The following is a 12,210-nucleotide window of genomic DNA, read 5'->3' on the forward strand; positions in this document are numbered from 1 at the left end:
GGCCGCTGTCCAGCGAACCTGCGGCAATTCGAGCAAAGCGAGATGGGCTCGCGCCAGAGCCGGGTTGGCCATCATTAGGCTGCGGGCCGCGGCGGGCTGGCGTGGCCCACGTGTCGATTCGAGGTTCGGAGGCGGGTTGGCAGTCAGGCTCAGCACCGTCATGCCCACCATCACCGCGGCGACTAGCCCGGGAACCCAGCGTTGCGAATTGGGACGATGGATAACCGGACGGCGCCAGGAGGCGCGCGCGATCCGCAACGCCAAACCCAGCTCGATTGCCAGGATTATGGCATTGGCCGGGATTTGCAGGCCAAAATCGACCCATTCCTGTAAAGCGGCGGCGATGCCTCCGGCCACCAGCGCGGCGAACAGCGGGGCGAAGCTGCGCACGGGCTGGGCGGGACGCAAAAGGCGGCATAGCCGCCACAACCACCAGCAGCCCAGGCCCAGTCCAATCAAGCCTCCATCGCATAGCCATTCGAGGTAGTCGTTATGTGCCTCGTGGGCGGCAAGCAGGGGGCGTGGTGGGTATTGGAAGTGGAGAAAAATTTCCCGCCAACCGCCCAAGCCCACCCCGAACAGCGGATAGGCACGCCACAGCGCCAAGCTGGCTCGCCAGACCTGCAAGCGCTCCTCCATCGCAGCGCCGAAACTATACGGTGCCATCCGCTGGCTGGCCACACCCCAGGCCCCGCCGCTGGACATCAGCAGTAGGGACAATGAGGCAGCGGCGGCTAGGGCCGAGGCTGCGATGGCCCATCGCCAACTAGGCGAGAAACGATCCAAGAACAGTTGGAAGAAGACCACGCTTGCGAAAATTGCGGCAACCCAACTGCTCCGGCTCAGGGTCAGGACTAGCGCCAAGACCATTACCAAGGCGCCGAGAGCAAAGAGCGGGCGGATGCGGCCCGCAAGCCGCTCGCTTACTAGTAGGCGGGGAGCGCTGAGACCCGCGAGCAGGAGCGGTAGCAGCATGACCAGAAAAGTGCCGAAATGGTCGGGGTCGACAAACGGTCCCCGGGCCCGCCGCAGTGCCAAGTTGGGACCAGTCCAATCACGGGGAACCAGCATCCATAGGATGCGCCCGTTCCAGGTCAACTCCTCGATGATACCAACTATTGCATAGGCACAGCCGATCGCGCACAGGGCCAACACACATCGCGAGACGAAGTGCCGGCTAGCAACCGCCTCGTCTCCGCCAGCGCCGCAAGGATAGTAGGCGACGATTAGTAGAAGCATGCTGTATCCGAGTAATTTCAGCAGCGCGGCGCCGGCGAATTGGGGCGCCAGCGCGAGCGGCCGCCAAATCCGTTCCGCGGCCGCCGCGGACCCCACCAACTGGGGGTAGGGCGGCGCGCTCGGCCATCCCGGCAGGGTTGTTCGATACAGCCGATAAGTATGCGGACTAAGCAGAGCCAGCAGCCATGGTGGCAACGGCAGGCAGGTAAAGGCCACTAGCACCAGCACCGCGCTCATGGGAGCAAGCAGATAGCGCAGCGCTTTTGAACGGGCATCGGAACGCCCTGGATCCGCGCTCAGCTTTATCATCCATAGCGTGCTCAGGATGAAACAGCAGGCCTCGGCCCAACAGTAGATTGCGGCATGGGTGGCGCCCAAAACCAGAGGTACCAGGGCCGCCAGTCCGATCACTCCACCCAGCAGCGCGCGATCGATCCTGCCTGCCCATGGATGGATCGCCAAGCCTGGCCGCGGCCCATTCCATGACTTATCCGAGGGGACAAGAGAAGAGATGCGACGTTTGGGGACCGAGCTCATGGTATGCACGCCATCGCCGTTATCGATCCGATGGACGATGGCCACACGGCCTGAGCGCGCCGGGTGGCGTCTCAGTAATCGTTGGAATAGTCGGAGTGGTAATAGTGATCGTAATAAGAGTAAGCGTGGATCTGTTGCAGGTTGACTTTGTTCAACACCGTGCCCAAAACGTGCGCGCGTGCGTACTCAAGTCTGCTGCAAGCGGTCTTTACCACCTGCTTGGGCGTGCGCTGCTGATCTACGACCACGATTACACCGTCCATGATGGTGGAAAGTACGATGGAATCGCTCACCGGCATAATCGGGGGCGAGTCCACGACGATATAGTCGAAGTGCTGTTCTAGAAAGTTGAGCGTCTCCAGCATCTTGGGCGAACCCAGCAGTTCCGAGGGATTTGGCGGCAGGCTGCCGCTGGAGAGCAGATAGAGAAAATCCACCGGCTCTGGCGTGCCGGTTTCAGGGTGGCCATTGTTGCCATGAAGCGCCGCTTGCGCCCGTTCCTGGGCAAGACGACGGCGGATATCCGCCAGCCATGAGTCGGTCTCCACCGCGTTCTCGCTCTGAGTGACAGGCTCGGACATGGAGCGGGATGGGGGCGCGGCTTTGCGCGCTGCCGGTACCGCGCGCAGGACGTCAAGCACGCCGACTTGCCCGGTTAGTACCTCGGTCAAGCCCGCTTCATTGGACATCCGCAAAACCTCGTGAGCGCGCGGATGGCGCAAATCGGCGTCAATTATCAGGACCCGCACGCCGAGCTGGGAAAAAATGATGCCGGCGTTGATCGCCGTTACCGTCTTGCCCTCGGCCGGAGTGGCGCTGGTGAAGAGCAGACTTCTGGGCGGCTGGCCGGCGCGCGAGAGCAGGATGCGCGTGCGCAAGACCCGATAGGCTTCGGTGGCGCGCGAGAAGTTGCCGGTGGATAATACCAGTTCACCCGAGACCTGCTCGGGTTCCTCGGGTGGCTCTAGATAGCGGCTGGAGTATCCTCCGCGGCTGCTGACCTGACTGAAGTTGGGTACCGTGACCAAACTGGGTAGGCGCAAATATCGCTCGACCTCTTCGCCGTCCTTAAGCGTGTTGTCCAGGTAGTCGAGCAGAAAGGCCAGCGCGACGCCGCCGCTGAGCCCCAGAACGACGCTCAATAAAATGGTTTGGCGAACTTTGGGCGCCGAGGGCGTGCGTGGGACTTCGGCCTGATCGACGATCGATACGTTGGAGGCCTGCGAGCCCTCGGAGACTCCCAGGTCCTTGATTCGTTGCAAGACCGCGTCGTAAAGCTGGCGGTTGGTTTCCACCTCGCGCTGCAAAATCGAATACTGCGCGGCGGCGTCGTTGAGCTTCAGCGCCATGCTGCGTTCATTGTCGAGCTCGGCCTGTAGCTTGTTGACGTTGTCCTGGGCCTGCTGATACTCGGCCTCCAGACCGCTAATGACCACGCCTATCTGTTGGGACAGGGTGCGACGAGCCTGGGCGAGTTTGGCCGCCAACTCCGCCAGCGGCGGAAAATCAGGTTTGAACTGCTGGGCCATCCCCGCATATTCGGTTTGCAGATGAGTGATCTGCTCTTGCAATTGCATGATCGCGGGGTCTTTCACCACCTGGGGCAGAGAATCGTAGGAATGGCGATGGATCAGGTCGGCGCTGGCTTGCAGGGCCAGCAGATGGACTTGAGCCTGGGTCAGGTCGTGACTGAGCTCAGCCAGCCGATCCAGCACGATGGCGTTCTTTCCGTCCACCGACATCAGCCCAGGTACGATCCCGTTTTGGCGGCGAAAATCATTGAGTGCCTGTTCTGAGCGCTCCAACTTCTCCTTCAGATCGACCAGCCGCTGCTGTAAGAAACGCTGCGCCGCCACGTTGGTCTGATTCTGCAGCTCGATCCCCTCGCGAATATAGGCCTGGGCGTGGGCATTGGCGATCTCCGCCGCCACCACCGGATCGCTGTAAGTGTAGGAGATCTGCACTAGGCTCGTATCGGCCACCGGCGAGATGGTTAGGCCACCCAGGTAGGCATCGATCATAGCCGAGGGAACGCCCGGTGACGCTGATACGGTGGAAAGCGGGGCGGGGGGCGATGCCAACTTGGTGGCGGGATGCATTCCCAGGATCTGCTTTACGCGCTGGTAGAGCATGGCGTGAATTCGCATCCACCAACTCGGTTGGGCTCGGCCCTGAGCATGAGCAAAAACCGCTTGCAGGTTTTCGCTTTGAATCACGCTGGCCGCTAACGAGCGGCTTCGCAAGACGCTGTATTGAGTCTTGTAAAAATTGTCATAAAGCTCTTCCGCGGCATCGGAATCAGCCAAGTCGCCGCGGAAGGCCATCGTGTCGGGCGCGCGCGGCTTGATCAGCACGGTGGAGGAGGCGGTATAGACCCGCGGCGTCATGCTGACCCGCAGTCCGCTGAGGGTTACCACCCCCACCGTGATGGCGGCGATCATGATCAGATGGCGCAAGACCGGGCGCAGGGTGGCGCGTAAATCGAACTCCCGTTGGGGCAGTTCGATATAGCCCATCATGGGCTCCGCGGTCGCCGGCACCATAACCTCACGGTGCGAGGATTTGGAAGATGGATTCAAGCTCGCTCTCATCACTAGGGCGTAGGAATCGCCACCCCGTAGCCCAGCCTCGATACCACGTTATAGACCACATAGGGTCCAATTTTCACATTGGAATATGGCACCGAGATTACGTCGTTGGCGAGCACCGCAGGGTCCTTCTCCTGCCCCGCACGGACTTTGTACAAGTTGACCGGGATGACCAAGCGGCGGCCATCCTTGAGGCTGCGATAAAGATGGACGTTGGCTTCGTTGGCCGCGAACATCGGTCCGCCAGAGGCCCCGATTGCGCCCATTACGGTCATGCCGGAGACCACCTTGATATGGCCCGGGCTGACTACCCAACCGGTGACCGAGACTTCGCCTCCGCCCGGCACCAAAATTACGTCGCCCGGGCGCACTGGCAGGTTGAGATAGTTTTCGCTTCCGCCCAGATTGACGCTGCCCACCGGAATCATGATCGGATCGTCGCCGGCTAGAAAAGGCAGCGGCAGATTACGCTTGCCGGTAACCTTGCTCACGTCGGAGAGCGCTGCTAGCGATAGCCTGTTTAGCGCCGAGGGAATCAGGATGATTTGATCGGCGGCTTCGGCGGTGCGCCCGCCGGCGCGCGAGAGCATGTCCAGGATGGTATCGGTGGGGCCGGCCACGGTGATCAGGCCAGGATAGCGCACCGCTCCCTCCACCGCCGCCTGGCGGCTGCGGTACTCCTTGACGAACACGTCGACTTGAGGGTTGTACATGTAGCGCTGGAGCTTCTTCATTAACTCCTGGCGCACCTGTGATTCGGTCAATCCGCCCACCTGTACCACCCCGATCAGAGGCAAGGCGATGGTGTTATCGCCCTCGACCCGAAAGGAGCGGTCTTTGAGTTCATCGACGGTCGGTACCGATACCTGCAAGATGTCGCCAGGGCCGATAGGAAATTCCGAGGACAGGTTGGAAGTCCGCTCTTTCCACAGGGCGAACAGGCGGGTCAGATCCTGATCCGCCCCTTTGGGTACCGAAACGTCCAGCGTGGTGCTCGGGCCGGCCGCGGTCGTGGCGTCGGTTGGCTGCGCCGTTGCAGGCGCGGGTGTTGGCGGGGCCACCGAGGCGCATCCGCTTAGCAGCCCGATCAGCAAAGCCGTCGCGACTGGATGCTTGTGCAAACCGACGCGCATGGATCTTCTGATGTCGGGGTTAGGACTCATTGACTTCCAATGGTTGGCAGGGGCGAATAATCAGGATGATGGCGATGACGGCTTGGGCGGCGCGGGCGGCGCCGGCGCAACGCTACCGGCGATCGCCGGCAAGGCTCCGCTGTTCACTGAAGGATTAGGGTTGACGGTCTGGGCCACGCTGTTAGCCGCGCTGCCGGCGGTATTGCCGACTTGGGTCAGCCCGGCCCCATAAGGCAGCGGTTCGCCCGCCAGCCCGGCCTCGACTTCCGGCTGATTGACCAACCCCGCTTGCTGGGTTGCCAGCGCCGTGCCGTTGGCGCCCACTACCCAATTGATAGTCTGTCCAGCGCCCTGCAATTGGGCCTCGACTTCCGAACCACCCGCGGCGGCCGGCCCGCTACCCGTGACCCCGGCCAATTTGACGGTGTAATCTCCGGGCGGCAGATTGGTGACCGAATAGGTGCCATCGGCCTGCGTGATGCCAGTTGCCACTACCTTGCCGCTGGCATTGAGCACTACCACCTGGGCGTGGACAACCGGCTGCCCGTTGACCGTGGTCACGGAGCCTACCACGTCGGCCGCCAATGCTCCCGTGGTTTGCACTAGCAATATCGCCGCCGCCAATAAAATTCCTGTTCTCGCCATGCTTTTTCGCGCTAGCGCTTTCGTCCCGGGGTTTTGCCGCGGCGGCACGCCAGGGGAACGGCAAAGAAGCGTCCGCCCTCCCGCTGTTCGGGCGCGCTTTTTCCTGGCCCCTCTCCATCGCAACAAACGCTTACAGGCCGTTCCTCCCAACTTAACTAGTGGATCGATTTAAGTAAACACTTACGCTTGCCCCGTCGAGCAGTCAAGGGATGGTTTGGGCGGGGTTTGGGATAAGCAAGTTTTGCTGCGGCCCAATACACCCATGTTGGCATTTTACTGCAATGTTTTGACGAAGATCCAGCTCCAGTCCAGGGTGAGTTTTGTTCCTAAAAAAATGTCTTGGAGCAACAAAACGAACTCCTCGTTTTGGGGTAGGATCTTCCGGCCAACGTCCAGGATTGGCCGCCGCAAAAACGCTTTAGAATTAATTGGGCGTCGAGTTCAGTCCGATCGCCCGCCAAGCTATCCGCAGCGGATGGATCAGGTAATACAGCGCGAACAGAGCCGGCGGCAGCGGCAGTGCCGCCCAATCCAGCATCGTGGGTGCAAACAAACGAGCCAGGCAGAAGCGAGCGCGGTGGTGGTCCAGCAAGCGCAGTGGGGTAAGAAAATCTGCGCGCAAGCCGCCCCGCGGGGGGGCGCCGCTTAGGAGCATGCGCTCGATTCGGCGCACATTGAGGCTCACCGCGGCGTCGGCAGCGGCCAGATTCAACGGCGATTGCGGTACCGCGGCATTGAGCAGGCGGGCGCTGAGCGCCAGGCCCACCAGCAACATCCGGCCGCATCCCAGGTGTTGCGCGCGGGCGGTCAAGTCCTCCCAATCAAGCGGATGGGCCCCGATCATCCGAGCCAGGTCGGAGAGCCAGTCCAAGCGCGGCCAGCCGTGGCGGGCGGAATGCACGCACAGCATCAGGACGCAGTCGGCGGGGGCCATCGCTGGCACTTGCCGCTCCCCGATTGGCAGCGGGCGGGCACGCGCCAGCAGATCGTCCGCGCTCGGCACGTAATCGAAATAGGGCGGATTGAGATGCCAGTGGAGATCGATCACCGCCTCGTTGCGCGGCGAGACAAAGGCCTCCTCGTAATGGAGCAGAAAGCGGCTGAATTGTTTCTGGGGCAAACCCAAGGCTGAGCGGTAACCCGCTGCTCGCAAGGCACTCAAAGCGCGAATGTGCTGAGTGGGCCGCACCAGCAGGTCGAGGTCGTCGAATTCGCGCAGCCCGATATCGCCGTAGGCGGCTTGTGCCAATACCGGCCCCTTGAAGGGCAACGCCGCTACGCCCGCCGCCTCCAGCACCGCCACGGTCTGAAGCAGGCTTTGAGTCATCACCAGGTTGCGCAGGCGTAGCAACCGCGCGGCGTTGGCCAGGCGAGCGCGAATCGAGGCGGGCACCAGCCCCGACGAGATCGACCGAAGCCCTTGTTGCAGCAAGGGCAGGACCCGATGCGAGGCACACAACGCGATCAGCGGCTCCCACAGCTTCTGCTCCTGCGCTTGACGGGCGATCCGTTCGAAGTCCGAGCTTGTAGCCACCACCCGAACCGCGTCCAGCATCAGTCGTGCCACCGGGGATGCGCTGGCGGAGTACTCTTCGGCGAGCTGCTTGGCGCTCACCCCTCGTTCACCCTAGCCACTTTCACGCTGGAATTATAACCCTGGCCCCGCCAGCTCGGCGACCAACGCCCAAGATGGGCTCCGCCGCTTGCCCCGAGGTCTGGGCTGAGTGACATTAGCCCGGCGCGCAAGGAGAGCCAGCCTGGGATGAGTGGGATAGCGGCGTTTTACCGGCGCACGGGGGAGGCGGTAGAACCTCCGGTCATAGACCGAATGCTCGATGCGCTGGCCCATCGCGGTCCCGACGCTCGCGGCGCCTGGTGCCGGGATGCGGTTGGGATGGGCCAGGTCGCGCTGCATGCCACCCCTGAAGCGTTGTGCGAGCGTCAGCCGTTGCATAGCGCCGAAGGCGAAGTGAGCCTGGTATTCGATGGCCGGTTGGATAATCGCGAGGAGTTGCGTGCGTCGCTGGCCGCCGTGGCGATCATGCCGCGCGATGACAGCGACGCCGAGTTGGTGCTGGGCGCCTATCGCCGCTGGGGCCCGGAGTGCGCGGCCCAGCTATTGGGAGATTTCGCCCTGGCGCTGTGGGATGGCGCGCGCCGGCAGTGGTTTTGCGCGCGCGACATCCTGGGCGTCAAGCCGCTGTGTTACTTCGCCGACCACCAACTGTTTCTGTGCGCCTCGGAGATACCCGCCCTGTTCGCCGCGGGCCTGCCGGTGCCCGAACCCAACGAGGGGCTGGTAGGCGAGTATCTGAGCGATTGCGTCAGCAGCCGGGCGGAGACGCTATACCAGAACATCTTCCGGCTGCCGCCGGCCCATTACCTGATTGTCGGCGCGCGCAGCCTGCATCTACAGCGTTATTTCGAACTCGATCCCGGCCGCCGTCTGCGCTATCGCAGCGATCGCGAATATGCCGACCATTTCCGCGTGGTGTTGGAAACCGCCATTCGTTGTCGCCTGCGCAGCCACCGCCCGATTGCTGTGTATCTCAGCGGGGGCCTGGATTCCTCTTCGATCGTGGGGCTGATGGCGGATATGCAGCATGACGGCCGCGGGACAGGGACGGGCTTTCGTACCTTCTCGATGGTCAACCCAGGTCAAGCCGGCGACGAGAGTTGTTACATTCGTGCGGTTTTGGACCATTGGAAATTGGAGGGCGAGCTGCAACTCCCGGCCACGCCCAGCGGCGATTATTTTACCCAGCAGGCTCGCCAGCGCCATGATGTTCCCGAATTTCCCAATATCAGCGGCGCCCTGGGTTTGGCCCAAGCTGCGCTACATTCGGGCAGCCGCGTGGTGCTGACCGGCTTGGGCGGCGATGACTGGCTGTGCGCCTACTATACCCATTGTGCCGATCTGCTGCTGCGCGGCCATCTGCGCGAATTATGGCGCCAGCTCCGGGTCGAGGCTGACTCGGCTTCGTGGTGGCGGCGCGTGGATGCCCTGGTACGGCGCGGGTTGTGGCCGTTGACCCCACGGGCGCTGCGTGGCCCACTCGATCGGCTCCGGCTGCCCGGTACTTGGCCGCCCTTCTTGCGGCGTGACTTCGGAGCTCGCATCGATCTGGCCTCGCGCATGGCGATGCCCTCCGGTGCTCGCCGCCGCCAATGGCCGGCGGACTGGGAGCTACATCAATGGTTCGGCCACGGCAACATGATTCGAGCCAACGAGGCCGACGACCTGCACCATGCCGCACTGGGTCTGGAGGCACGCCATCCTTTCCACGATCGCCGCCTGATCGAGTTCGCCCTCGCGCTGCCCGAAGAGCAGCGCTGGCGCGGCGTCCAGACCAAGTTCATCTTGCGCCAGGCGATGGGCTCGAGGCTGCCGACCGCGGTTGGCGAGCGGCTGGACAAGGGCGATTACAGTGCCACCATCGCACAGGCGTTGGAGGCCTGCGGCGGCGCGGCCTGCTTCCAGAAGATGCAAAGCGCCAGCCGCGGCTGGGTAGACGAAGCTGGCGCGCGGGCGCTCTATCAAGCGATGCGAGCGCAATGGTCGCGGGGGGATCTCGGCTATGCGTCCAAAGCCAGCCGTTTATGGAGCTTGTGGGCGATCGAACTGTGGCTGCGCGAGGGCCGCGGCGGATCCACGCTTGAAGCCAAGGGCATTCCAAGCTAACAATGTGGTGCTTCAACTCGCCATAATGGAGATAAAGCGTGGCCGGTAAATCGCGAGCATCAACTCCTCGGCCCGTGTCCCCGACGGGGGAAAAAAGGGCCTATGTGCCGCCTCGACTTGTCGAGTATGGCAGCGCGGCCAAGCTGAGCGCTTCCAAGCCCGGCAGCATCAAAGATGGCGCCAACTTGACGCACAAGGCGCTCGGCTGCCTATAGTCGGCGCTCGAATCCGCTCCAGGTAATTTTCGCTTGTCTCTGATCCTCGATGAGCATCGTCAATACCTGGCCGACGCTCCGCGGCTGGCCGCCTTCGAAGCCGCGCTCAAGGAATTAGTCAGACCGGATCACGTGGTACTCGATTTGGCTTCGGGCAGCAGCATCCTAGGGATGCTCGCGGCGCGCGCTGGGGCTCGGCAGGTCTATTCGGTAGAGTATAGTGGCATGACCCAGGTGGCGCGTGAGTTGTGCCAAGCCAATGGCTTGGCCGATCGCGTCAACTGCATTCAGGGCCTCTCCACCGAGATCGAGCTGCCGCAACCGGCCGACCTGCTGGTCGCCGATCAGATCGGCCGCTTTGGCTTCGAGGTCGGCATCATCGCCGATTTCGCCGACGCGCGGCGCCGGCTGCTCAAGCCCGGTGCGATCATCGTACCCTCCGCCGTGGAATTGTGGGTGGCGCCGGTGCAGGCCGACGAGATGTGGCGACAATTGGAGTTTTGGCGTACGCCGGTGGCCGGTTTTGATTTCAGCTCCGCGCGCCCCATTGCGCTCAACACCGGCTATCCGACGAATTACACTCCCGATCAGTTGCTGGCCGAGCCCGTGCGCTTGGGCACGCTCGATTTAACCACCGATATGCCTGCCGCCTTGCGCCTAGGCGCGGGCATGCGCGTGAACCGGGCGGCCACGATGCATGGGATTGGCGGCTGGTTCGTGGCCCGGCTGTCACCGGGTGTGCGGCTGACCAACTCGCCGTTGGCCGCCGACCGCATCAACCGCCGCAACGTCTTTTTCCCCATCGGCCAGCCGCTTTCGTTGGTGCCCGAAGATCGGATCGAGCTGGCGATGCATATCGTGGCCGATGATTTGCGAGTTACCTGGAACGTGACCGTAACCGATGCCGCGGGTGGCGCCAAGGGGCGCTTTCGCCATTCGACCTGGCGCGGGATGCTGCTCAGTCGCGAAGACTTGGCCAAGAGCCGGCCCGATTACGTCCCTCGCCTGACGCCCCGGGGTCGCGCCCGCCGCTCGGTGCTGGAACTGTGCGAGGAGGGCCGGACGCTGGCGGAGATCGAGAGCGAATTCTACCGGCGCCATCGCGAGCTGTTCACCTCGCCGGCGCAGGCCGCCCATTTCGTCGCCGAGGTTATCATTCCTTACGCGCGTTGAGGATCGGCGCCACGGCGGCGCCACCCGCGATGGCAGTCGATTTCCGCTACCATGCCTACGGCTTGTGCCTGGCCAGCGACACCGCGCTGCCGGAGCTGGGCGCAGGATGCGATCACGCGGCGCCCGACGTAACCCTGCGCTTGATGGCGCCGGCGCGGAGACTGCGCGCGCCGCGCTGGGTCTTTCGCTCGCAGGCACCCGACGGCCGCTCCTGGCTGCGATGCGCGCGTATCGCGCAGGGCTATCTCCTACGCTTCGCTGGGTTGGCCGATTTTTTCCTCGCCGCCGACGGCTCGCGCGTGGCTTGCCATGCTTCGAGCTTCAGCCGCGATGACCCGGCGCTGCGCCATCTGGCGCTGGACCAAGTGATGCCGCTTGCGTGGAAGCTGCGCGGCGGCGAAGCGCTGCACGCCAGCGCGGTCGCGATCGACGGCCGGGTGTGCGCGTTCTTTGGTCCCACCGGAGCGGGCAAATCCACCCTGGCCGCAAGCTTTGTGGCGGCCGGCTATCCGCTGGTCTGCGACGATTGCCTGGCGCTGCTGCCGCCCCGCGATGGCGCGCCGTTGGAAGTTCAACCCGCTTATCCGGCCTTGCGCCTGTGGCCCGATGCCTTGACCTTGATGGCTGAGATCCCGGGTGAGGTGACTCTGGTCGCCAGCTATGCCGACAAGCAGCGCTGGAGCGCGAATCGAGCGGACAACTTCGCCGCCGGCGTCCTGCCGCTGCATCGGCTCTACCGGTTGGAACGATCGTCGTCGGGCGAGGGCGTGAGCACCTGGCAGACCCCAACCACTCGCGCGGCTTTCATGGAGCTGGTTGATGCCACTTTTCGACTCGATTTGAGCGATCGAACCTTGTTCAAGCGAGAGTTCGCCGCCCTCGAGCAGGTGGCGCGCCGGATTCCGATGCGCCGCTTGCGGGTGGGCGACGATCTTCGGGCTCGCCAAGCTCACGCTGCCATCCTGGCCGACCAGTAGCGTAAGCATCGATCGGTGGCG

General features: G+C 63.3%; 8 protein-coding genes. 3 read left to right on the forward strand and 5 right to left on the reverse strand.

Annotated elements, in window-relative coordinates; translation table 11 throughout:
- From VKV28_10095 to VKV28_10115, 5 genes are all read right to left on the reverse strand, one after another.
- On the reverse strand, positions 1–1,821 hold a 1,821-nt coding region (locus tag VKV28_10095), incomplete at its 3' end, for an O-antigen ligase family protein (protein ID HLH77144.1).
- A gap of 26 nt (positions 1,822–1,847) precedes the next feature.
- Positions 1,848–4,295: a polysaccharide biosynthesis tyrosine autokinase gene (locus VKV28_10100; protein ID HLH77145.1), complete on the reverse strand. Its 2,448-nt coding sequence runs from the start codon at positions 4,293–4,295 to the stop codon at positions 1,848–1,850.
- 74 nt (positions 4,296–4,369) lie between these two features.
- Positions 4,370–5,497: a polysaccharide biosynthesis/export family protein gene (locus tag VKV28_10105; GenBank protein HLH77146.1), complete on the reverse strand. Its 1,128-nt coding sequence runs from the start codon at positions 5,495–5,497 to the stop codon at positions 4,370–4,372.
- A gap of 60 nt (positions 5,498–5,557) precedes the next feature.
- Complete coding sequence (locus VKV28_10110) at positions 5,558–6,142, reverse strand: carboxypeptidase-like regulatory domain-containing protein (GenBank protein HLH77147.1); 585 nt, start codon at positions 6,140–6,142, stop codon at positions 5,558–5,560.
- A gap of 424 nt (positions 6,143–6,566) precedes the next feature.
- Entirely contained in the window at positions 6,567–7,757 is a 1,191-nt protein-coding gene (locus VKV28_10115) for a nucleotidyltransferase family protein (protein ID HLH77148.1), read from the reverse strand.
- 147 nt (positions 7,758–7,904) lie between these two features.
- On the opposite strand from VKV28_10115, the gene VKV28_10120 reads away from it, so the two are divergent.
- The 3 genes from VKV28_10120 to VKV28_10130 all read left to right on the forward strand — a co-directional run bounded on the left by VKV28_10120 (position 7,905) and on the right by VKV28_10130 (position 12,189).
- Positions 7,905–9,824: an asparagine synthase-related protein gene (locus tag VKV28_10120; protein HLH77149.1), complete on the forward strand. Its 1,920-nt coding sequence runs from the start codon at positions 7,905–7,907 to the stop codon at positions 9,822–9,824.
- A gap of 248 nt (positions 9,825–10,072) precedes the next feature.
- Positions 10,073–11,212 carry a 50S ribosomal protein L11 methyltransferase gene (locus VKV28_10125; protein ID HLH77150.1) on the forward strand — a complete coding sequence of 380 codons (1,140 nt, stop codon included), beginning with the start codon at positions 10,073–10,075 and terminating at the stop codon, positions 11,210–11,212.
- A gap of 29 nt (positions 11,213–11,241) precedes the next feature.
- Positions 11,242–12,189: a hypothetical protein gene (locus VKV28_10130; protein HLH77151.1), complete on the forward strand. Its 948-nt coding sequence runs from the start codon at positions 11,242–11,244 to the stop codon at positions 12,187–12,189.
- The last annotated feature ends 21 nt before the right edge of the window (positions 12,190–12,210 follow it).

It is taken from the genome of Candidatus Binataceae bacterium, assembly GCA_035294265.1.
In the GTDB taxonomy this organism is placed as follows: Bacteria; Desulfobacterota; Binatia; order Binatales; family Binataceae; genus DATGLK01.

Excerpts from the sequence above, each read along its gene's own strand:
- VKV28_10100 (HLH77145.1), bottom strand. The coding sequence starts at position 4,295 with ATGATGGGCTATATCGAACTGCCCCAACGGGAGTTCGATTTACGCGCC.
- VKV28_10105 (HLH77146.1), bottom strand. The coding sequence starts at position 5,497 with ATGCGCGTCGGTTTGCACAAGCATCCAGTCGCGACGGCTTTGCTGATC.
- VKV28_10110 (HLH77147.1), bottom strand. The coding sequence starts at position 6,142 with ATGGCGAGAACAGGAATTTTATTGGCGGCGGCGATATTGCTAGTGCAA.
- VKV28_10120 (HLH77149.1), top strand. The coding sequence starts at position 7,905 with ATGAGTGGGATAGCGGCGTTTTACCGGCGCACGGGGGAGGCGGTAGAA.
- VKV28_10130 (HLH77151.1), top strand. The coding sequence starts at position 11,242 with ATGGCAGTCGATTTCCGCTACCATGCCTACGGCTTGTGCCTGGCCAGC.